The following is a 25527-nucleotide window of genomic DNA, read 5'->3' as shown; positions in this document are numbered from 1 at the left end:
GCTGACCACCAACCTATGTTTGATATGCTATATTCTGGCGCTAGCCCTGTTCAGACGGTTGCCGGTACTACCGGCCGTTCTGCGTCTAAGACTGGGGCTCCTGTGAGCTTCAGGGTCAGCTCTTCCATGGTCATCAGAACCCGCGCTTGCGGATCAAGGATCGAGATGTCAATTGCTGTCAGCCCGTCACTCATCGTCCGCCACCGGGCGAGTACCTGAACGTCCCGGGTCAGCGGACCGAGCACTGTACATCTCAGCAGCTTGCGGTATTCCACCCGGTCTGCCTGTGCAGCCAGCCGCACCAGGCAACCCAGCAGTTCTTCAACAGCCGAATAGTGAAGCAGCGCCCGGTTCTGCGCCGAGTCCAGAGGTTCTTTAAGGCGAACGCTGATTGCTGCCTGATGTGCGCCGGTCCGCAGCTCATGAATAGTCTCAATATGCTGAAAGGCGGTGGCATTAGGCGCAGGCCACGCAGCGGACGCGCCCAGTTCAGCCATACGGAATGGCATTACTGCGGCTGCAGGCCTGTAAGGAGCTGCTGTGACTTTACCCTGGGCGCAAATAACATAGTCGCCTTGCTCGTTGTCATAGCCTGTCTCACATTCAATGTGCGCTCCAGCTTCATACAGCGAAGTCACTAGGCTGTCCGCTGCCCCAGGCTGCGGCTGCACTCCCCATATCACATCCTCAATCACATGGCAGGGCGACTCCAGTGACAGCTCTGCGGTGATGCGGAACAGCTCGATAAACGCTGTATTCGCCAGTCCGCTGTTCCTATCAGACGCCTGAAGGACCGTCTCGTACCGCTGCTTGCTGAAGCTGGACAGATTGCGGTCCACCAGCGGATGCAGCTTGCGTTCTTCCCCGCCCTTTGCGGAAGCCGGCGATTCGGTCCGGGTGATCCAGTAACGCTCTCTTTCAAAAGCATAGGTCGGCAGCGGTATAATCCGCACTTCCTCGCCCGAATGCAGCTTCGGCCACTCAACCTCGGCCCCCTGCACCCATTCAGCTGCTACTTCTGCAGCAACTCCGGCCGTGAGCACTGTCCCTTTCGTCCGCTTGGATACTCTGCCGGAATAGATGTCTTCCAGGTTCTCACCGGCCAGATAGCTGTCCAGCTTCGCCTGTAATTCCGTGATGCTGGTACAGGCAAAGGCCAGGCGGCAGGTCATTTCTTCCCGTCCGGTCTGTAAGGTGTATGCGGCATCCGCAAGCGCGGTATCCGGATTGCCTTCCAGGAATGAGCGCAGCTTCATGGCCATTTGCTTCAGGGAATACGGTGTCTTGGCTGACAGCACGATGACCTGAGCATCGCTGCTGTGTCCGTTGCCGGAACCAGGCTGTGCCGAAGGAACACCCGCCTGGACTTCAGCGCTGTATTCCTCAATAAGCACATAGGCATTGGTTCCGCCGGCCCCGAAGGAACTGACACCGGCCCGCCTTACGGCTGATCCGTCCGGTCCGGCCACCGTCCAAGGTGCCTGCTCATGCTGTACACGGAAATAGGAATTGGCAAAATCAATATTGGCATTGGTCTGCTCAGCATGGATGGAAGGGGCAAGCTGCCGGTGTTTCATCTGCAGAAGCACCTTCGTAATGGAGGCAATGCCTGCTGCCGCTTCCAGGTGGCCGATATTGGATTTGACCGAACCGATGGCACAGGACTGCTTGGGCGGATTTGCTTCAGCAAATACCTGATTGAGCGAATTAATCTCGATGGGATCTCCCAGCTTGGTCCCTGTGCCGTGCGCCTCGACATAAGAGAGGCTGCTTGCATCCACTCCCGCCTGCTTCAGCGCCTTGGAGATCAGGCTGACCTGGGCATTCGGATTCGGAACGGTATAACCGCTGACCTTGCCGCCATGGTTGATTCCGGTCGCCTTAATCACGCCATAGATATGATCTTTATCCTTAATCGCTTCGCTCAGAGGCTTTAAGAGAACGGCCCCCACCCCTTCGCCGGGGACAAAGCCGTCAGCGGCATCGCCGAAGCTGTGGCATTTCCCCGTCGGAGACAGCATCTTGGTCTGGCACATCAGCACATATTTATAAGGATGCAGATATAAGTTCACTCCGCCCGCTACCGCGAGGCGGCATTCTTTGTTCTTCAGGCTCTCGCACGCCGCATGAATGGCGGCAAGTGACGACGAGCAGGCGGTGTCTATCGCCAGACTGGGACCGCTGAAGTTGAACATATAGGAAATCCGGTTGGCGATGGACCAGGGCGACACGTTCGGCATGGCCGAAAGATTGCCCCTTTCCCATTCCTCCGGTCCCCACAGCTGGTACGAATAGGTGGTCGCTCCGGCAAAAACGCCGATATTCGCGCCGTGTTCCTCCCCGTCCCGCTGCAGCTTCTTCTTGGTGTAGCCCGCATCCTCCAGAGCCGACCAGACCGTCTCGGCAAACATCCGTTCCTGCGGGTCCATGATCACTGCTTCCCGCGGCGCAATATTAAAGAATGCCGGATCGAATTTGTCCACATCATCGAGGAACCCGCCCCACTTGCTGTACATCTTGCCTTCCTGCACCTTCTCGAAGCTTCCGCCCAGATATTTCTTATAATCCCAGCGGTCTGCGGGAATCTCGCGGATACAGTCTCTTCCGCCAGCGATATTATCCCAGAATTCGTAAATATCTCCGGCCAGCGGATATTTCCCGCTTAGACCGATAATTGCGATCTCTTCGCCCTTCCCGGCCGCCGCATGGGCTGTACCCCTTTGCCCGCCTTGTCCCGAGAAGGAGGTCAGTTCTTTCCATACCAGCGGCTGGGCGGCAGAGATTACCGGCTGGCCTGCCAAATCAGCGGTTGAAGAAGAAACAGCCTGCTCCGGGAGCTCCCGGCCTGAACCGTGAGAGTGGAACAGCTTGTTCAAAGCACCGGTGTAGCGGCTGACCATATGTGCAGCGAGGCTCTTAAGGGTCTGGTATTCAAACAGCAGGGTCTTGGAGATCTCGCCGAGATCCTCTTCCAGCTTGCCGTTGAAATAGCCGACCATCACCGATTCAATGCCGTATTCCTCAAATTCGGCGGTAATATCAATCTCTTCCGGCTGAAGCTTAAGCAGTCCGCTGAACAGCTCCGTCAGGTAGTGCAGCGTCCGGTCCAGCAATTCAGTGCCAGAGAGGCTGCTATCTTCAAGCTCCTCCGGGTGAATCTCCGCTTCCGCCGGATTAACACGGTTAATCCGTTCCAGCAGCCTGCTTACGCGCTCCGGCTGACCGTATCCGACAATCAGCGGATTGATATTGCCCTGCTGGAGCAAGTATTCAAAAGCTGCGATGCCCTGCTGAACAGGGAGCGGCGTCAGGCCGGTCTGCAGCTCCAGCATTCTCCGCTGTTCCGTGGTCAGCTGCATGCCGTCCGCTTCCCACAGCGGCCAGGCCACGGAGAAGGTGCGCCCGGACCGGGCACCTGCTTCAGCCAGCCGTTCACGGTAGACCGCGAATTCATTCATGAAGCTGTTCGCATAGGCGTAATCCGCCTGCCCGGGATTGCCTGTCTCTCCTGTAATGGAGGAGAACAGCAGGATGAAATCCAGCTTCTCCTCCTGCGCAGCCTGATCCAGATTCAGTGTGCTGAGGATCTTGGAGGAGATGACCTGGTCAAAGTCTGCCTGGTCTTTGTTCAGAATAAAAGCATCCCGGTGAATCCCCGCACAGTGCAGAATGCCGTCAATCCGGCCGTATTTCTGCTTCACATAGCCGACAAGCTCCCCTGCTTCCTGCCCGTCTGCGGCGTCCGAAACGAGGTATTCGGCAGAACCCCCGTGCGCCCGGAGCGCCGCGAGCTTCTCCTCCTTCTCCCGGTCCAGCGGCGAACGGCCGGTCAGGACAAGCTGCGCCTGCGCCGTTTCGGCCAAATAAGCGGCGAACACGCGCCCCAGCCCGCCAAGCCCACCTGTAATGATGTACACACCGTTTGCTCTGACGGTCACCGGAGTGCCGGGCTTTGCTTCACTTCCGGCTTGAACGAGCCGCTTGACGAACCGGCCCGCGCTGCTGTATTGAACCTCTTGCTCCCCAGGGTCCAGCAGCAGCTCTTGTTCCAGAATGGAATGAAGCTCCTCCTGCGGCAGCGAAGCTGCCAGGGAGACGGTCTTGAAGTTGTAATTCGGGCTCTCCAGATGCAGCGTCTTGATGAATCCGCCCATTGAGGCATCCAGCAGACTGCCAGCATCCCCTGTCTCCCTGAAGGCATACAGCAGCCGGATGCCGGCCGCAGCCTTACTCTCCATCAGCGCCTGGGTCAGGAACAGCAGCGGGTATACGCTGTGATTCATCTTGTCCTGTGGCTTCATTGCAGCCGAAGCTGCCAAATATATAATCTGCGTCAGGCTTACACGCCGCGCCTGTAGAGATTCCAGCAGCGTATGAATATGCTGCTTGTCGTCAAAGCGCAAGCTGTAGAGATTGTCACCAAGCTGGGCATATTGCTCCCCGGCGGTGACGAAGATCAGCCTTGCGCCCGCTGCGAAGCTGCGCTTGAAGTGCGGCAGCTCCTGTATATCATCCAGGAACAGCACCACATCACCGGTCAGATTTCCGGCCGTCTCCTGCGGACTTGGGGTCCACGCGGTGGTGTAATACTGGACGGTTTCCCGTTCCTGTACCTCCTGTGCCTGAAGAGCGGCAAGACGAACGCCTTGCATTATCCAGATCACTGTCCCATCTCCGGTTAATACAGCCAGTGTGTATTCATCCCCGGCAATGTGCTCGGCACGAATCACGAATTGCTGCAGCGGCTTGTGCCGGAATGACATTTGGCGGATGGAATGCAGCACCGCCGGATGCTGCGGCTGCTCCAGCGCAGCGAGGGCCAGCAGAGTGTGGCAGGCTGAATCCACGGCCTCTGCGGAGAGGGAATCCGCTGCCGGAGCTTCCCCCAGATCAACAAAGGCCAGCAAGCTGTTCTTGTCTTGCCGCAAGCCGGTGACATGCTTCAGTCCGGACTCAATGCCATAGAGTAAGCGTAGTGCCTGCCGGGCCTGCTTCAGAACCGGCTCCCCTTGTCCTGCTTCCGGGATATCCTTCATTGCATAGACTGCATCTACGGTCTGGTTAGCCTCTTCAACTGCCTCACATTGAAAGACAACGTGCTCACCGACCCGGATCTCGGCCGCTCCGGTTCCCCTGTCCGGGAAAATGTGAACGTCCAGTGCCGGCGGAAGCTGCTGCCGGTCTATCAGACCCGACCATGCCATATTCTCCAGCAGCAGCCCTTCCTGCTTGTAACCGGCCAGCTCCAGTGCTTCCCGCGCAAACGCCAGCAGCCCGAAGCCGTTCATGTATTCTTGTCCCTGCCAGGTGTAGGGCTCATAGAAGCTGCTGATCACCGCAGACCGGGAAGAGAAACGGTAGCCGTCGATGGTGGACAGATTATGCTCGACCAGCTCTCCCATACCAGCAGTCTCCGGGACCAGAGCCGGGACGCGGATTTCCCGCCGCTTCACCTCGCTGACCCAATAACGGTTCCGGGCAAAGGGGTAAGTCGGCAGCGGAACTCTTGTACAGCTGTCTGATTCATACAGCTTCCGCCAGTCCACATCCAATCCCAGGGACCAGAGCTGGGCTATTTTACCGGTATTGCCGCCGTCCAGCAGCAGGTCTACATAAGAGATTCCCGCCTGACCCGCATTGAACAGCTCGATATAATCCTTGAAGCCTTTGACATTGCCACGGTATACCTTGCCGCCCGGTAATCGGCCCTGATTGAATTCGTCCAGCAGCGCTTTGAGCTCGGAGACCGAACCGGCAATGATCGCCAGCCTCTCTGCAAAAGACTCCCGTCCCACCTGCAGCGTATAGGCAATGTCCTTAAGACTGGCCGCTTCCGCTTCTGGCAACTCCAGATACTGTGCCAGCTTCAGCGCGTAAGCCTTCAGCCGGTCCTCTGCTCTGGCGGATAAGACAATGATGTACGGCTCTCCGCTGCCTTTGCTGTCTTGACTGCTGCTCTGCGGGGCCGGGATATATTCCTCCAGAATAATATGCGCGTTGGCTCCGCCTGCCCCAAAGGAGCTGACCCCTGCCCGGCGCGGATATTCCTTCTGAACTCCGCCTTCCGGCAGCGATACACGATCCCACGGACCCGCCTGCCGCTGCACATAAAAAGGCGTTTCCTCAAAGTTAATGTGGCCGTTGAGCTCCTCGGAATGAAGCGAGGGAACAATCACACCGTACTTCATTTGCAGCAGCACCTTGGTGATGGCCGCGATCCCGGCCGCAGATTCGCAGTGTCCGATATTGGACTTCACTGAGCCGATGGCACAAAACTGCTTGTCGCCTGTCCCCTCCTTGAATGCTTTGACCAGGCCGCTGACTTCAATCGGATCACCGAGCGAGGTTCCTGTGCCATGGGCTTCGATATAATTGACCGTACGCGGATGAATTCCCGCAGCCTGCAAGGTCTCCTGGATCACCGCACCCTGCATGGTCGGATTCGGCACGGTATAGCCTGTGGTTTTGCCGCCATGGTTGATGGAGCTGGCTTTGATTACGGCGTAGATATGATCGCCATCCTGTACTGCCCGGTCCACCGTTTTCAGTAGAACAGCGCCAACGCCTTCCCCGGGAACATATCCGTCTCCGCCTTCACCGAAGCTTCTGCACCGCCCATCACTGGCCGCGAACTTCTGCTGGCTTAGGAATATGTATTTATCGGGATGAATGGAGACATTCACACCCCCCGCGATGGCAAAATCGCTCTCGCCCCTGCGGATGCTGTCACAGGCAAGATGGATCGAAGTGAGCGACGAGGAACACATCGTATCCAGTGCGATACTCGGTCCATTCAGGTTGAGATGATAGGACACCCGGTTGGCAATCGACGCATAGACGGAGGATAAGGCGATTTTATTGCCGTCAATCTCGGCATCCAGGAGCTGATACTGGCCATACATCACACCGGCAAAAACACCGCCCTTGCGGCTGCCCAGCGTATCACGTGTATATCCGGCATCCTCAATGGCACTGTAGGCGCACTCCAGGAACAGCCGCTCCTGCGGGTCCATAATCTCCGCTTCCCGGGGCGATATATTGAAGAACAAAGCGTCAAAGCGGTCCACATCGTCAAGGAATCCGCCCCATTTGCAGTACATTTTGCCGAGCTGATTCTTATCGGTAGTGTAATATTCGTCAATGCTCCAGCGGTCTGCGGGAATCTCGGTAATGCAGTCCTGCGCCTGAAGCAGGTTATTCCAGAAGGCCTGCAGATCCGGGGACATCGGGAATTTTCCGCTGACGCCGACGATCGCAATATCCTCATTCACCCGGCTGCGGTCCCGCTGCCTGGCAGCTTGCCCGGCGTTTGCGGAAGGCTGAATCCGCTTAGGCGGAATAGGCGTTTTGCCTGGGAGCTGCGGACGCACATCTGAACGAAGTCCTTGCGGCGGCACGGCAGCCTTCTTGGCGGCAGGAGGCTCAATCAGACCGGCGAGTGCCTCCCTGTGCTGCTCAGTGAAATATTCGCTTAATTCCCGCAGCGTCTGGTATTCGAACAACAGCGTTTTGGACAGCTCGCCGAAGCTGGCCTCCAGCTCCTCGTTGATGCTCATCGCCATAATGGAATCAAAGCCGATCTTCTCGAACGAATCATCCAGTCCCAGCGCATGCGGCGGGATTTTGGTGACTTTGATGAAAATACTCTTCAAATATTGCTCCGCGCCTTGCTTCAGCGCCTCCGTATCTATAGATATAGCGGGTGATGCTTCAGGCAATAATACAGCTCCGCCACCGGCAACCGCCGTGTCAGCCCTTGACTTGTCCCCCTGCTGCGGATAATTGATTGCCTCTACCGCTTGCTCTATCCGTGCAGCATCGCCATAGAGTACTAAGGCATTCTCCGCCATATGGCAGCTGAGCTTATCGAAGGCATCCAGTCCCTCGGCCGTAGGCAGGACCGATATCCCAAGGTTCCTCCGCATAATGTCCAGGCTGTCCGCTGTCGTCATCATCCCGCCCTCCTGCCACAGCGGCCAGTTGACGGAGAGGATGTTTACACCGGCAGCGGCTCTTTTTTCATTGGCAAAATGGTCCATGAAGCTGTTGGCGTAAGCATAATCGCATTGCCCCACATTGCCGGTCACGGCGGAGATGGAGGAGAACAGCAGCATGAACTCCAGCGGCTCTTGCCCAAATGCCTCATACAGGTTCTGCGTACCGGCAACTTTCGCGGTCAGCACCCGTTCAAGCTCTTCCCGCTTCTTATGCAGGATGAAGGAATCGCTGGTCATTCCGGCACAGTGCAGGATGCCCTGAAGCTGGGGGAAGCTGGCTTTGACTTCGGAGAGCAGCGCCAGGGTATCGGCTGGACTTGCCACGTCGGCACAGACATACCTCACCTGATTACCGTTTCTGTGCAGCGCCTGCAGCTTCTCTTCCAGCGCACGGTTCAGCGGCGTTCTTCCGGTTAGAATAAGGGTGGCTGAACAGGTATCTGCCAAATGGCGGGCCAGCGTGTAGCCGAGCGCACCCAGACCGCCTGTGATGAGGTAGACCGGATGAGCTGCGGGACTTTGCTGCCGTACAGGGAGGTGATCTGCCGGAGCAGTATACCGTTCAAGAACCGGCACATACCGCCGGGAACCCCGGTAATGAATTTCCCGGTGGCCGTTCTGCATGGAGCCAAGCTCCAGCAGCAGCTGCTCCAGCAGTTGCGGGTCAAAAGCTTCGCGGCTCAGATCGGTGGATACCGTCTTGTACAACAGGCCGGGGTTCTCGATCATGACACTTTTCACAAAACCGTCCAGTGCAGCATGCACCGCGTGATTCTCCGCTTGTTTATATTGGAACAGGATATTAACCTTTGCGCGTTTTTTGAAGGACAGAAGGGCTTTGGTCAGCGCAAACATTGAATATACGCCGCTCTCCATGGCAGCATCCGCCTCTCCATCGGCCACTTCCTCCTGGGACAGGAGATGAAGAATGCTGCCGGGAAAACGTCCCTGCCGCTCCAGGCCGGACAGCAGCCGTGTATAATCCTCCTGATCCTGCAAAGGAAGCCTGTCCTGACCTGTTTCCGCCCCGGTGCCTGCTTCATCCGCCGTCACAAACGTAAGCGACTGGAACAAGGAGGCAAACTGGCCGCGCAGCTTAGGCTCAAGCCCCCTATCGGCTGCCAGAACGAGCACATGTCCGAGAGTATCCCCTTTAAGGTCTGTAAGCGGCTGTTCCGCCAAAGTCTTGGTGAAGGTTAGGAGCACTTGCTTATCCGAGCGCTTAAGCGCCTCAATCTGCCGGAGGCCTTCCTCCTTGGAGATGGCTCCGCTGGCGATCCTTTCAATAATTGATCTCACTTAGATTCCCCCCAGCATTCTCTCAACTTCATCTACCCCGGCTTCTCCGTTCAGCAGCTTGGTCAGCATCTCATCCAGCAGCGCAGTCCCAGCCGAAGCGCCCGTATCTGCTTCCGCCGCCTTGGTGTTCTGCGCCGCAGAGGTCAAATCTCTTCCCGAAAGACAGGAGAAACGCACTACCGGCAGACCTGAGCTGTCAAGCAGCAGCAAATCGAACTGCATGCCCTGCTCCTTCGCAGAAGCAGGAGCAGCAGGCGCAACCAGACAATAGCTTACAGGGGTCAACGGTCTGTAGACCTCTACAGTCTGCAGGGCAAACGGGACAAAGGTTCCATTCTGCCGCTGGCCGCTGAGCACCGAATACAATGCTGTCTGCATCGCTCCGTCAGCAAATCCGGGATGAAGGATATATTCCTGAAGCGGCATTTGCGTGTGTACCGGCAGTGTCAGCTTGGACAAGGTGCCGTGATCTCCGGTATATACCGCTTCAATGGTCCGCAGATTCGGGCCGTACTTCATTCCGTGAGCCGAGAACAGCTCATAACAGTCTTCGCGGTAAAGGGTGCGGCTGGCTGTTTGGAGGATATGCGGAATATCCACAGCATCCGCATCCGCGGCTTCGGCTTCACCGTCCGTATAATTCACCGTACAGGTGCAGTGCAGTACTCTTTGACCGTTCCCGTTCAGGGAATAGATACTGGCTCCGATCCCGTCTTCCTGGGCAACCAGCCCCACAAAGATGTCCTGGACATCCTTGTCTGCCGGCAGCTCCAGCGTTCTGCGCCATTTCACATCGGTAACCGACTGCACCTTCCACTCCCGGCTGGAGAGCGCCCCTGCCCGCCAGGCCATTTCGAGATAGACCACTCCCGGCAGCAACATCCGGCCTTGGACCACATGATCGCGCAGGTAGGCATCGGCTGCACTTAAGCTTTTTTTGTAGCATTGCTCCTCAAATACAGATTCATTGGAATCGATGACCGCCGCCAGGGCTGCGGGTTTGCTGCTGTATACTGCTGCAGCGGCTTCCGTAGAGTTATACCAGTAGCGTGTCCGGTCGAACGGATAAGTCGGTAAGGAGATTCTGCTCGGCTTGCTCTGCGCATACAGCAGCTGCCAGTTGAAGCTCACCCCGCTAACCCACAATCTGCAGAGCTGGCTCAGCTTGCCGGACTGCACCAGGGACAGCAGGAAGGCTTCCCCTTCCTCACTTTCCGTGAATACATCGCGGATCTCGCTGCCGGAGCTGATATTTCCCGCATAGACCTCGGAGACTTTGCGGCTGCCGGCCAGAAACTGGCTCAGCTTCTCCCTCAGCTCCTGCGTACCGGATACCACGATCGCCAGTCTTTCTTCCATGGGCTCCCGGCCAACCTGAAGCGTATAGATCAGCTCTTCCAGACGAAAATCATAGGCGGCCGTACGGTTCGCATCTATTGCGCTTTCCACATCTTCCGTTGATTCTGCCGTTCCCGCTCCAAGTCCATGTCTGGCCGCAATGGCTGCTGAACCCAGCTGTTCCAGCAGATGACCGGCAATGCCTTCAATCGTGGCGCTGCCCGTCAGGAGGCCCACAGGCAGCCGGACCGGATAAGCTTCATATAGAGCGTCCGCAGCAGCCATCAGCTCTTCTTTGGACAGGCCGTATTCCTCAATGGCCTCCTGGGCGCTGATGTATGCAGGCAGGAGGGCCGATTGCAGGAAGCAGGCGGTGATGTCGGCGATCACATATTTTCTAAGTGCAGTGCTGCTGATCTCTTCCGGCGCATTTCCCTGCCACACCGTGTGCAGATCAATGTAATCAAGGACATGCTTGGCATAAGCGTTCAGCCGGTCCTTGTTTTTGGCGGATAAAATAAAGATGTACGGCCCGCAGCCGCGGTCAATGTGCGTTGCGGACAAGACACTTTCCGGCTTCCCCATGTATTCCTCCAGGATGACATGCACGTTCGTGCCGCCTGCGCCGAATGAGCTTACCGCCGCATAACGCGGGCATTCCCTGGACACGCCTCCCTCTTCAATAACGGCAGGCTTCCACTCTTCCAGGCGGCGCTGAACATAGAAAGGGGTCTCCGCAAAGTTAATATTCGGATTCAGCACCTCGGAATGGAGCGAGGGTACAAGCTGCCTATGCTTCATTTGCAGCAGCACCTTAATGATGGAGACCACCCCGGCCGCCGATTCCAGATGACCGACATTGCTTTTGACCGAGCCGATCGCGCAGTACTGGTTATCTGCCGTCCGGGTCCTGAAGGCTTTGGTCAAGCCGCTGATCTCTATCGGATCACCGAGCGCGGTTCCCGTTCCATGTGCCTCCATATAGCTGATATGCCGTGGATGGACGCCCGATTTGCGCAGCGCCTCCGCGATAATATTCGACTGCGCATTCGGATTGGGAACGGTGTAGCCGTTCGTCTTGCCGCCATGGTTAATCGAGGTTCCCCGGATCACCCCATAGATGTTGTCTCCGTCCTCCATTGCTTTGGCGAGCGGCTTCAGCAGCAGTGCACCCACCCCTTCGCCGGGCACATACCCGTCTCCGCCGCTGCCGAAGGCGCGGCATTTGCCTTCACTCGAGGCGAACCGCTGATTGCAGAGGAACAGATACTTATCCGGGTGAATGGTGACATTCACTCCCCCCGCGATCGCAATCTCGCTGTCTCCCCGGTAAATGCTCTCGCAGGCGAGATGCAGCGCGGTAAGCGACGAGGAACACATCGTATCCAGCGCAATGCTGGGCCCGTTCCAATTAAAGAAATAGGACACCCGGTTGGCGATGGAGGCATACGACGAGCTGAGTGTCAGAGTATTTCCCTTGGCTGTCTCCTCCGCTCCGTACAATTGGTAGTGGCCGTACATGACGCCGACGAACACACCTGTCTTACTGTTCCACAGGGATTGCCGGGTATAGCCGCCATCCTCAATAGCGCTGTGTGCACTCTCCAGGAATAGGCGCTCCTGCGGGTCTAGCTGCTCCGCATCCCTTGGCGTCAGCTGAAAAAACAGCGGATCAAAGCAGTTATATTCGTCGATAAAACCGCCCCACTTGCTGTACACTTTGCCTTTCTTGCCTTTCTCCGGATCGTAGAATCGGCTGTGATCCCACCGCTGCGGCGGAATCTCGGAAATGCAGTCCACACCGTTCTTCAGATTATTCCAGAATTCATCCAGATTACGGGCACCCGGAAAAGCGCCGCTGATGCCAATGATCGCAATCCCCTCGTCCTTTGCCGGATGAGCTTGCTCCACTGCCTGGTCCCGGCTCTTGCCGGGCGTTACGAAGGTCCTGTATTTCTTCGAAGGTTCTTCACTCTTCTTCTGAATCGGTGCAAGGTCTGCCGCCGGTACGGCGGGCTTGGCCGCCTGGTGATTCTCGCGGGTCTGCCGGTACCCGGCCTGCCCTTCCAGCAGCTCCCGCTGATTCTGTACAAAATACCCGGCAAGCTCAGCCAAGTTACCATATTCGAACATCAGCGTCTTTGGAAGATTCGGAAAATCCTTGTCCAGCAGCGAGTTGATCTCCATAATCGCCACCGAATCCACCCCGTACTCCTCCAGGCTCTGCCCCGCATTGATCCGGTCTGTCTCCAGACCGATGACCTGCGAGAGCAGCCCCTTCAAATACTGGACAGCATAGTCATGCAGCCCTTGGCCTCCCTGTGCGTCTGCATTTGATCCGGTTGTCCGCTTGGTGTCTGCTAGCACTGCGGGCTGGCTTTTCAGCTGCCGGATCAGCATATAGCCCTGCTCGGGGTCTATCTCTCCCCGCTTGATCTGCTCCAGAATTCTGCCCATTTCCAGGTTTGCGTCACTCATCGTAGGCCCCCCATCCACTGTTCCACTTCCGCTTCGCTCATCTCTCCGGCCTGCAGCCGGGTCAGCAGGTCAACAATGGCCTCCTTGTTCTCTAGCGGAACTTCTTGCACCGGTGTGTTTTTTTCCAGCTTGAACGCATGATCAATCTTGGACTTGTTCCCCGCAGCAACTATGATATTGCCGCAGCCCGCCTGGCAGATGGCTTCAAAAGCCCGGATGCCCATATCCTCATCCATCATGCTCATGCCCAGGTAGCTGGAATAGAACGCCGACTCACTCTCAGGAATTTCAAATCCCCCGTCCTTCCACAGCGGCCAATTGACCGAAATCGTCTGGCCCTTGCGCTTCCCTAGTGACACTGATTCATTTCTGAGCCGTGCATATCGGTCCATGAAGCTGTTGGCCATGGCATAATAACCGACGCCCAGATCACCCAGCTCCACCGAAATGGAGGAAAAGAGGATCAGAAAACCGAGATCAAAATCCGTACTGAACAGGTCCAGGTGGATCAAGCCTTGTACCTTGGAATTCATGATCTCCCGGCCTGCCGCGCGGTCCGCTTCCGTTACTGGTACTGATCCGCCCTGGCCTGCACAGTGGATGATACCGTCAAGCACGCCGAACTCGTTCTTGATGCTGCCCATGATCTTCTTCACATCCCCGCCGCTTGCGATATCGCCCTGAAGATAACGGCCCTCTCCTCCAAGCCGCTCCAGCTCCGCCATGAAGACATCCGTCCGCTCACTTGCCGGCTGTCTGCCTGTGCAAATAACGGCGGCCCGGTAAGTGCGGGCAAGATATCTGGCAAAAATCATGCCCAGCGCGCCTGTACCGCCCGGAATCAGATACACACCGTTCTCTTTAAAAGTCACGGGGGATGCAGCTGCCGGCTTCCTGCCGCCATGCTCCAGCGGTCTGATCTTCCGCACCTGCCGCTGTCCTCCGGTATAACGGATATCCGCTTGACCTGTGTTCTCTGAAGAGAACAGCTCCTGATAAAGTCTCTCCTGGAAGCCCGCACCGCTGATTGTATGGTCATCCGCCGATACGCTGGCAATCTGGAACTTATGGTGCAGCGTTACGATCGACTTCGCGAAGCTGGCAAGCAGTTCATGAGGAGCCGAGAAGGCTCCCTGGTCTGTCCGGTAGATGAACAGCAGCTTCAGCGGCTGCTGTCCGTATACCTGGACGAAGGCTTTGAACAGTGAGACGACGGAAAATACGCCGTTCTCCAGCATCTGTGTCAGCACAGGCTGGATCATGTCATCACTTAGCGCAGTCAGCGGCAGCGGCGCTGCCGTTCCTGCCCACTGATGCAGGACATGGGTGGCGTCAAAGCCGCTCTCCCGCAGCTCCTGCAGCAGTCTCACATAATCCGCTTCCCTCTGCGGGTTAATCGCCATATGATTTCCCTGACGTGGCCGGTATTCCGTATGCGGTGTAATCCAGACGCAGCCGTCTGCTCCGCTTGGCATCATGTGCAGCGGCGGATGAGTGGCATCCTTATCACCGTTGCCCCCGCCGCCTGCCGGTTCGCCAAAGATCAGAACATTCCGCCGCTCTGCACCCATTACCGGGACAAGCGCTTCATTCTCATAGACCGGAGTATAATAGAATATCTCCTCCTCTGGGCGACGGCCTTCCGGCTTACCGGCAAACGGTCGGACGATGAAATCCTCGATTCTGACCACTTCATGGCCGTCCAGGTCGAGAATGGCAATATCAAAAATGTTCAGTCCCTGGTTGTTCTCTCCCGGCTGCTCCTTCACCCGGGTGTACACATAGCAGTCGGCAGGAATCGGTGCGAATATCCCGATGTTCCCCATCGAGAACGGAATGTGCGTGGCTCTGCCTGCTTCATCCCTGCCTGCGGCCACCGAGCGTACCGCCCCGTCGAATAACGCCGGGTGAAGTACAAATTCAGGCAATGCGGCTCTGTAGGCCTCATTCAGGGACAAACGGGCCAGCGTCTCTTCCTTCCCGCTCAGCACCTCTTCCGTCACCTGGAAGGAAGGACCGTAATCGAAGCCAATTCCTTTGAATACATGCTGGTAGCATTCGTATTTATCCTTGCGGCCCGGGCAGCGGCCCTTGATTCCATCCAGGTCCAGGCTCCGGCTTCTCCGGGATGCAGGCACCTCAGCGAATTCCAGAACGCCTCTGGAATGAACAACCTTGCCGCTCCGGGCATTACTGAAGATTTCATAATGCACGGCCTCCCCTTCAGGCTCCAGAACGATATCCAGGTCCATGGAATCCTCGGTCATCACCACCGGCTTCAGCCAGACAATGTCCCGGACCGCGCTGACCGTGGCTTCGGCAGCAATTTCACCTGCAGCTCTGGCCATCTCAATGTAAGCGACCCCGGGCAGCAGCATTTGCTCCGCAACGATATGATCCCGCAGGTAGAACTGCTCGACAGAGAGCCGCTTGCGGAACCGCTGCTCGCGCAGAGTGGAGATATTGACATCCACCAGCGGATGCAGCGGGTACAGGGAGAGCAGCCCTTCAGGCATTAGCCCGTTCCCCGCTTGTCCGTTCGCTGCTGTTACAGCTGTTCCCGTGCTGCCGCTTCCCGTGTTCTCCAGCCAGTATCTTTCTCTGGCAAAAGGATACAGCGGCAGGGAAACCTTCTGCGGCTTATAGCCTGCAAAGAGCAGATTCCAGTCAATCGGCGTGCCGAGGACCCATAGCTTCGCGATCCGTTCCAGCTGATTCCTGCGGGCCAGCGCGGCGATATAAGCAATGTCCTCGGGGTCATTCCCGAGAATGGCGGCTCCGTTCGTTAGCGCCGCAGCCGAATTGCCTTGGTGTACCCCTTCGTGGACAACGCCTGCCGCAATAGCTTGCAGGGCTGACTTCAGTTCGTCCAGTGTTGAGGCGGCAAACGCCAGCCGTTCCTCCATTTCCTCCCGGCCTGTGCTCAGCGTGTAGGCGATATTTGCCAGTGTGTATTCTCCCGTAAGCGGTGCTTCCAGGAAACGGTGCAGCTCATGAATCTTCTCCATGAGTCGTTCCCGGTTCTTGGCGGACAATACGATCAGCTTGCTTCCGGCGATTTCTGCAGCGGCCTGTGCCGGTACGTATTCTTCGGCAATCAGGTGCACGTTGGCCCCGCCTGCCCCGAAGGAGCTGATGCCGGCTCTGCGCATCTCTCCGCTGCCCGGAGCTTGCTCCCAGCGGTCCAGGCTGCGCTGCACATAGAACGGCGTATCCTCGAAATGGATGCCGCTGTTCAGTTCCTCCGTATGAATCGACGGTGCGAGCATCCGGTGCTTCATCTGCAGCATGACCTTGGCTACTGAGGCAATCCCGGCGGCAGATTCCAGGTGTCCGATATTCGATTTGACCGAGCTGATCGAGCAGAACTGCTTCTCGTCCGTGTACTGGCCGAACGCCTTGGACAGCCCGGCAATTTCAATCGGGTCGCCCAGGGAGGTCCCGGTGCCATGCGCTTCGAGACTGGTGATTGTTCTGGGATGTACGCCCGACTTGCGGAGGGCCTCGGCAATAGCCGCAGCCTGAGCACCCGGATTCGGCACAGTGTAGCCGCTGGTTTTGCCGCCGGAATTCACTGCCGTTCCCTTGATGACTCCGTAGATATGATCTCCGTCTTCTATGGCCTTGCTGAGCGGCTTGAGCAGAACTGCCCCCACGCCTTCACTGGCTACATAACCGTCTCCGCCTTCGCCGAAGGCCCGGCATTTGCCTTCGCTCGAGGCGAAGCGCTGGCTGCACAGGAACACGTATTTGTTGCGGTGGATCGTCACATTGACGCCTCCGGCAAGCGCAGCCTCGCTCTCACCGCTGCGGATACTCTCGCAGGCCAGATGAATCGCGGTCAGCGAGGAGGAGCACATGGTATCAACCGCCATGCTTGGCCCCTGGAAGTTGAACAAGTACGACACCCTGTTGGCGATGGACGCGAAGGACGAGTTAGGCGCTACCAGATTGCCTGAGGCGTAGCCTTCCGTGCCGATAAGCTGATAATGTCCATACATGACGCCGACAAAAACTCCGACCTTGGAGAGGGCGAGCTTCTCACGGGTGTATCCGGCATCCTCGACGGTGTGGTAGGCGCATTCCAGAAACAACCGTTCCTGCGGGTCCGTCAACTGGGCATCCCGCGGTGTCATTTGGAAGAATAACGGATCGAATTTGTCCACATCGTCGATAAAACCGCCGTATTTGGTGTAAATTTTGCCCTTCTTGCCCTTCTCCGCATCGTAGTCACGCGTGTAATCCCAGCGGTCAGCGGGAATTTCAGTAATGCAGTCCCGGCCTTCCCTCAGGTTATCCCACAGCTCGGAGATATTGCCCGCCATCGGGAATCTGCCATCCATGCCGATGACCGCGATATCCATACCGCCGTTGTTCACCGCGTTTCTTACCGGCGGTACAGCTTCCCCTGCCTTCGGCAGGAAGCGTCCGCCCTGCGGATTTACCGGGAATTTTACCGGCGTCTTCACCGCTTCCGGGTTCTGCGGCTGCTCAAGCTTCAATAGGGAAGCAAGCTGTGCTCCGTAATGCCCGGTGAAGTAACCGGCAAGCGATTCTACCGTGTTATATTCGTAAAATAATGTCGTCGGCAGTCCGCTGAACTCGCGCTGGAGCGACTCATTCAGCTCCAGAATCATGATCGAATCCAGACCAAAGGCATCCAGCGGCGAAGCCTGGCCGATCCGGTCCCTGGAGATGCCCAGAGTCTTGGCAAGCAGGCTGACAAGATAAGCCTGCGTCCGTACCAGCAGTTCCCCGCTGTCAACGCTGCTGCTTGCTGACTGCGCCGCTGTGGCCGCCTGACTAGCTTGACCAGTTTGAAATGCTCCGCTTATACCGAGCGCCCGGGCGATTTTGTGCGGATCGCCGTAGCCGACGAAGGCCTGCACGACATCCTCTTTTAACACAGCCTCCAGAATATCCAGGCCTGTTCTGCTATCCAGCAGGTGCATGCCGTAATAATCGGCCAGCACCTGCTGCTGTGCTGCCGCAACCTGATATCTTCCATCCTGCCAGAGCGGCCAGTTGATGGATACGGTCTTGCCCTGCCGCTGATGCTGTGCGGCAAGACGGTCACGATAGACGGCAAAGCGGTCCATGAAGCTATTGGCAGCCGCATAGCTGCCTGTTCCCATATCCCCGATCTGTGCAGAGGTGGACGAGAACAGGATGAACAAATCCAGCGCTTCATCCTTGCTGGCCAGATCCAGATTCAGGGTCCCGCTGACTTTGGGGCCGAGAATACGGGCAAAGCCTGCTTTGCTGCTCTCCGCCGCCTTCACCGTCTCCCCGATTCCAGCGCAATGAAGGATGCCGTTAATCACACCGAAGCGAGCTTTGGCTTGTCCGATTAACCGGACTGCGCCACCCATGTCGGCAACATCTGCCTGAAGGTAGACCGCTTCTGCGCCAAGTCCCGCCAAATGCTCCAGCTTCGCCTGAATGGCCGCATCCACCGGCTGCCTTCCGGCCAGCACCAGCCTGGCTTGAACCGTAGCGGCCAGTTCAGCCGCCATCAGCATGCCGAGTGCTCCGGTGCCGCCGGTAATAATATAGACACCGCCTCTGATGAACCTGGATTCCCCGGCCTGGTGAAGCATGGGCTGCGGAAGGAGCTTCCGCAGATACCGTGCTCCGCCGTCGTATCTGATTTCTGTCCCGCTGGCAAGCTGCGGCGGCAGTAATTCTCGGACCAACCGCTCTGCGGCTTCTGCCGGGGCCGCTGCATTTAGCTGAACAAGACTCAATTGGAACAACGGATGATCGGCAGAGATCGAATGGGCCAATCCGGCAGCCATTTCATTCAGCGGCGTCAGCACATGTTCTGCACTGTCATAGGCATATAAGCATCTGATTCTGGACATCGGCTTCGATGCTGCCGCCGCCTGCAAGAGATGCAGCAGTGAATACAGCCCTTGATCCATTTGCGCCTCCAGAAATTCCGCCAGCCCAACTTGCAGACTTCCCGTATCTTCCAGCGCATCCCCAGCCCCAGCCCCGGCAACGGCATTCACATTCCAGCCATGCACAATATGCTGTAGCTCCACGCCCTGAGTGTTCAAAGCTTCCAGTAACCGGAGGTAATCCGCTGCCTGTCCCGGGTTGATCACATACTCTGTGTTGCTCAGCCGGGCATATTCGGCCCCTGCCTGAACCTGAATGCAGCGGTCTGGCGCCAAGCCTTGCTGTGTAGCCTGCTCACGGATAGAAACGGCCAAAGCCGCTGAGCCGAACACTATAATAGAGGACAGCGCAGCGGATTCCTGCGGCAGACCAGCCTCTACCCATTCCGGCGCATACAGCGATAAACCGGCAGCTTGCACGGGTGCAACTCCTTTGGATGATGCGTAATGCTTAATTGAGAATCCGAACAGCCGCACAACCTCTTGGCCTTCCATGTCGGTAATCCGGATATCATACTTCCGCGTTCCCTCATCATCCGTACCGGTTGCCCCCTCTGCAGGCTTCGCATAGGCGTAGCACTGCCGGGGAACCTCACCGACCAGCTCCATACGGTCCAGGGCGAACGGCACCCGGAGCGTCAAGTCCTCATCGCTGCGGCTTCCTGCCCATGAGAGCGACCGCACCGCACCGTCGATGATCGACGGATGCAGCACATAGTCGGCGTAATCCGCCTCAAGATGCTGCGGCAGAGAAATTTCGGACAAGCCTTCCTGTACAGAGCAGTAAGCAGTCTTCGTCACCCGGAAAGAAGGGCCATAATCGAAGCCGACGCCCTTGAAGATATGGTCATAACACTGTGCATGATCGAAGGTGGATGTACTTCTCTCCTTGATCTTCGCAATCTCCAGCGTTTGGGCGGAAGCCGTTGTCTCCTGCAAAATAATCCCCGAGGAGTGCAGAACGCGCTGATCCCCGGCTTCACTGAACACCCGGTATTCCAGCTCTCCTGATTCAACAAGCCGGAAAGAGGTGTAAATTTCCTTCCGGTCTTCCTCCAGCTCCACGGCCTTAATCCATCTGACATCCTTCAGCCCCGTTACCGGGGTGATTCCCGCCAAATCGGCAGCGGCTCGTACCATCTCCAGATAGGCTACACCAGGCAGCAGAACCTTGCCGCCGACCACGTGATCCTTCACAAAAAACTGATCCAGCCGAAGTACCGTTCGGAATTTTTCCTCTTCCATAGTGGAGACATTGCTGTCAACCATCGGATGGAGTACGGCGGCAACCGTTTCTGCGGAAGACAGCTTGGGAGCGATACGGCGTGTATTTTTACGGACCCAGCAGATTTCTCTGGCAAAAGGATACACCGGCAGCGGAATGCGTCTGCCCTTCCGGTTCACATACAGGCGGCTCCAGTCCACCGCCTCTCCGGAGGTCCATTGTTCAGGCAGCTCCGAAAGCTCCAAGGCTGTAACCGGCTGCGCCGATAACCGGTCTCCGGCTTTGGCGGACAGCGATGGTGCAGCCGCAGGCTGTGCGGATACCTGACCGTAGCACACTGCATAGGCTTGTTCCGACCCGGCGAGGCAGCTGCGCAGAATGTTCACCAGCTCCTCCTTGCCGGCGGCGGCAAAAGCCATCCGCTCCGCCATTTCTTCTCTTCCTGTCTGCAGCGTGAAGGCGATGTTATGCAGCGTAAGCTCTTCCTTATCGCCATGAAGCGTCAGGTAGCTGAGAAGCTGCTGCACTTTTTGCTGAAGCTGGGGCTTGGTCTTGGCGGACAGGATGATCACGTTGCCCTGCCCCGACTCCCCGGATTGCCCGGAACCTGAACCAGAACCGGAAGAATCCATGGCGGCTGCAGGCGTATAATCCTCCAATACCACATGGGCGTTGACTCCGCCGAAGCCGAAGGAGCTGACCCCTGCCCGTCTTGGCACACCTTCAAGCGCTGTCCATTCCTGCGTCTTCTCCACGATATAAAAAGGCGAATGCTCAAGCTCGATATACGGATTCAGCTGGTTAAAGTGAACGTTGCCCGGTAAGGTCTTATGCTTCATCGCCAGCACAACCTTCAGGATTCCGGCAATACCTGCGGCGGCCTCCAGGTGGCCGATATTGGTCTTGACCGCACCCAGTCCGCAATACTGCTCCCGGCTCACCGGGATTCCGTGTCTGTGATACAGCTCCTTAAAAGCGCTTTTCAGCGCATTAATCTCCACCGGGTCACCCAGGCTGGTGCCGGTGCCATGCGCTTCGATATAACCGATGGTATCCGGGGAAATGCCGGCTTTATCATAGGCTTCCACCAGCACCTCAGACTGCGCCTTCGGATTCGGCACCGTCAGCGAGCTGACCTTGCCGCCATGGTTGATCGCCGTTCCTTTGATAACCGCATAAATATAATCCCCGTCCGCTTCGGCCTGGCTTAACGGCTTCAGAAGAACAGCTCCTGTACCTTCTCCGCGCACATAGCCGTTTGCGCTTTGATCGAAGGTTTTGCAGCGTCCGTCCGGTGACAGCATGCCTGCCCGGCTGAAGGAGATGTGCAGGGTTGGGGCGGCAATCACGTTCACACCGCCGGCAATCGCCTGTTCACAGTCGCCGTTCTGAATACTCTCCACCGCCCGGTGCACGGCCACCAAAGAACTGGAGCAAGCCGTATCAATCGGCTCGCTTGGGCCGCGGAAATTGAGCAGGTAAGAAATCCGGTTGGCGAGTACGCAGTGAGAGCTGCCTGTGGAAGAATAAGCCTCTATCTCGATATCGTTGTCCTGCAGTAGAGTGCTGTAATCATTCGTAGAGACCCCGACGAACAGCCCCACCTTCTTGCCTGACAGTGCCGAAGCTTTATATCCGGCATCCTCAAGGGTAGACCACACGGTTTCCAGGAATATCCGCTGCTGCGGGTCCATCAGATCGGCTTCACGCGGGTTAATGCCGAAGAAGCCCGGGTCAAACTTGTCGATGTCCTTCATGAAGCCGCCCCAGCCGGAGATCGGCTTGTCCGGGCCGCGGCCCTTCAGCCGGTTCAGTTCCTGAATATCCCAGCGGTCACCGGGAATCTCAGAGATCAGATCCTTCTGCTGCCGCAGCTGTTCCCAGAATGTCTTCAGATCTCTCGACTCAGGCATAGCTCCACTGATCCCGATAATGGCAACCGGTTCGCGTTTGACGGCTACAGCTGACTCCGACTGAGGCACCTTCCACCCTTGTCTGGCCTTCGTACCGGAGGTCCCCGCCTTAACCGGCCCATAATCAACAGAGGCTACAGCTGCCTGCGCGGCTCCTTGACTGAAATATTCAACCAATTCGTCCGGATAGCTCTCCGCCAGATGGGCAGATAATGCACGGACCGTCGGATATTCAAAAAAGACCGCCGGCGTCATCCGCACCTGGAACGTATCATTGACCGCACCCGCTGCATCCGTGAACGTAATGGAACTCATACCGTATTCGCCCAAATCCTGATCCGGATGGATCACAGCTTCATCCAGCTTCATCAAGCGGCTGATGACTCCGGTGATGGCTTGCTGAGTCTGCTCCAGTAAATCGGCCGCCAGATTCGCCCGGAGAACGGCTCCTTCTCCGGTTATAGCTGCACCGGAAGCCGCTGATTCAAGGCCCAGAATGCCGCTGATTTTCTTGCGGTTTGCCTGAAGCGGCAATATTTGTGGTACATTTCCATTCAGGATTACCTCGAAATAGCCCAGTCCCGCCGCAGTCTCCAGCGGTTTCAGACCCACGGTATTCCGGAAGAACAAGAGAGTCTGTTCCTCCACCTGCATCCCCCCGTCTTTCCAGAGCGGCCAGTTGATGGAGATGGACTTTCCGTATCTGTGACCCGATCGCACCAAGGCATGTCGGGATAACATATATTCGTCCATAAAAGCATTGGCATACGAGTAATCGCTCTGCCCGGTATTTCCCGTGACCGCAGCTATTGAGGAGAATGCCGCTATGAAATCCAGCTTATCCTCCTGCGTTGCCTGGTCGAGATAGATCAGCCCCTGGACCTTTGCCCCAAGCACTTCGCCGGCCTGCTCCGCGTCCTTCACCTGGATAAGCGCATCGCGGGTGACTCCCGCCGCATGAATGATGCCATGCAGGCTGCCGAACCGGCTTCTTGCTTCGGCAACAGCCGCTGCTGCCTGTTCCTGCGAAATATCCGCCTGCACGTACAGCACTTCTGCCCCGAGCTTCTGTAAACGGATGATTTGCTGTTCCTGCTCCGGCTGAAGTACGGATCTGCCAATCAGCACAAGCTTGGCCTGAACCTGCCCGGCAAGATGCTCCGCCACAATCAGCCCCAGCTTGCCCAGTCCGCCTGTAATGAGGTAAACGCCCTGCGGCCGGATGATATCCCGCGTGGCTTCCTTCTCCGGCAGTGCAATCTCCTTCAGTGCATGAACATACCTTCTGCCCTGCTGGTACAGCACTTCATCGTCAGCTGATTGGACCTCGGCGGCAACCATCCGGTATATCTCCTCCGTGCTGGCCTGTCCGGTGAACAGCGTGCTGAAATGCAGCTTGGAATGCTCCAGCTTGAGCGTTTTGTTGAATCCTCTCAGTGCTCCAAGCTCCGTTGGTATAACCTCTTTCTCTCCGCCCATGCATAACTGAATCACCCGGGTATGCCGAATTTCCTTGTCAGCCATCAGAGCCTGGGCCAGATACAGCTGGTGCAGGTAAGCTCCGGCGGCAGCTGCCCCGGCAGAAGCAGCAGCGACCTCCGGCTGTTCATACACGATGGTCTCCAGCGTACAGCCTCTGTTCTTCAATTCACGAATCAAGCGGGTATAATCGGCCGGCTGCTCCGGGTTAATCCGGTAATGCGCTTCTCCGTCCTGATGATACTCGGCACCGGCTTCTACAATTGTTAACTGCCCTGAATCAGCATGATTATTGGCCTTGGCAAATTCCTTATATAGCTCAGACTGCCCCGTGAATAAGAGCACATCGCCTTGAATATTTCCTTGTGGCGGAAGAGCCGTACCGTTTTCCTTCCATTCGTAAGCGAAACTCATCTCCTCCATGCTCTGATGTCTTCCCTGATGGAAGACCTTCAGTACAAAGCGGGTGAACTTCAACAGGACCCGGCCCTGCCCGTCGGCCAGCACGACATCGAACTCCTGGTCACCGCCGCTATTGGCGGACTCCAGCTTTTTCACATAGGATACACAGCTCGCCGGCAGGCTCCCGAAGATTTCCAGCTTGTCAAAAGAATACGGCAGAGCCACCGCACCCTCCAGTTCTTCCTGAGAGCTGACCAGCCCGATGACCGCTTCCAGCACTCCGTCAACCACGGTGGGATGCAGCGTAAATTTCTTGAAGCCTTCGCGCAAATGTGCAGGCAGTTCGATGAAAGCTAACGCTTCTGTCTCCCCGGCAAACATTTCGGTTATCGACTGAAAGGACGGGCCGAGCAGCAGCTGATGTTTTCTGAACTTGTCATAGATTTGGCTTCCGCTGATGCGCGTCTTCCCTTGGCTTAACGCGGTAATATCCAGAGTGTCCAGCAGACTCCCGGACGGTTCTTCCGCTGTATAACTGATGCTTCCCTGGCTATGAATGACCGTATTTCCTTCGGACAGGCTTGTAATCTCGTAATCTAGTTCAGCTTCCGCTTCCCCCGGATATAGGCGCACCTGCACAGTCTTAGCGGCTTCGCCGTCTTCCAGTTGGATCGGGTAAGCCCAGACAACACCGGTTATCCTGCGGACCGTTGTACCCGGCAGGGAAGCGGCCGCAGCGGACAAGGCCATCTCGAGCTGGACCACACCCGGAAGCAGCTTATGGCCGGATACGATATGATCGTTCAGGTAGAACTCTGCGCCGGTCAGCTTTTTCGCAAAACACTGCTCATGCACCGTAGACTGGTTGCTATCCAACACCGGGCCTATCGCTTGTAACGCAGCGCCTCCTGTTGCGGCTAAAGGCGCTGCCGTGTTCAGCTCCAGCCAATACTTGTGTTTCTGAAACGGATAAGTAGGCAGCGGTGTTTTGTTATATTGGCGATCGCTGTACAAGACGCTCCAGCTGCAAATGCAGCCTTCCATATACAGTCCTGCGGCCTCATCCAGCGCTTGCCGGGAGACTGGAGCCCCGTTTTCCCCGCCAGCTGATCCTTTCCCCACAATGTCATCAAGCCTGCGCTGATCCTCACGCCCGTTCTGGTTCCGCCGCAGCACGCGGGAGGTACTGCCCGTATCCGCAGCAAGCGCCTCCAGGGTGCGCAGCAGCTCCGTTTCCAGCTCCTGCAGATCGCCGGCAATCACGGCCGCCCGCTCGGGAAAGTGGCTTCTGCCGACGGATAACGTGTAGGCGATATTTCCGACATCCGTACTGGCGTCCGCCTCTTCCTTGATCCACTCTTTTAGATCCGCAAGTCTCCGAATCAGGCCCTCCCGGGTCTTGGCTGAAAAGAGAAACAGATAAAAAGGGCGTTCGCCGCTATGTATGCCATTATTGCTCATCTGTTTAGCCTCCACTTCTCTTCCTAATGAAT

General features: G+C 57.0%; 3 protein-coding genes. All 3 read right to left on the bottom strand.

Annotation, left to right across the window (positions count from 1 at the left end):
• Positions 1-50 precede the first annotated feature (50 nt).
• From NSQ73_RS14385 to NSQ73_RS14375, 3 genes are read right to left on the bottom strand one after another with little or no spacing between them, the layout of a single operon-like run.
• Entirely contained in the window at positions 51-9296 is a 9246-nt protein-coding gene (locus tag NSQ73_RS14385) for an SDR family NAD(P)-dependent oxidoreductase (RefSeq protein ID WP_340986955.1), read from the bottom strand.
• Positions 9297-13112 carry a beta-ketoacyl synthase N-terminal-like domain-containing protein gene (locus tag NSQ73_RS14380; protein WP_340986954.1) on the bottom strand — a complete coding sequence of 1272 codons (3816 nt, stop codon included), beginning with the start codon at positions 13110-13112 and terminating at the stop codon, positions 9297-9299.
• Complete coding sequence (locus NSQ73_RS14375) at positions 13109-25495, bottom strand: SDR family NAD(P)-dependent oxidoreductase (RefSeq protein ID WP_340986953.1); 12387 nt, start codon at positions 25493-25495, stop codon at positions 13109-13111. Before NSQ73_RS14375 ends, NSQ73_RS14380 begins: the two co-directional genes overlap by 4 nt.
• Between the last annotated feature and the right edge of the window lie 32 nt (positions 25496-25527).

This window comes from Paenibacillus sp. FSL R10-2736 (assembly GCF_038000245.1).
Classification (GTDB): Bacteria; Bacillota; Bacilli; order Paenibacillales; family Paenibacillaceae; genus Paenibacillus_AQ; species Paenibacillus_AQ phytohabitans.
This window is presented reverse-complemented; position numbering and strand designations above follow the sequence as displayed.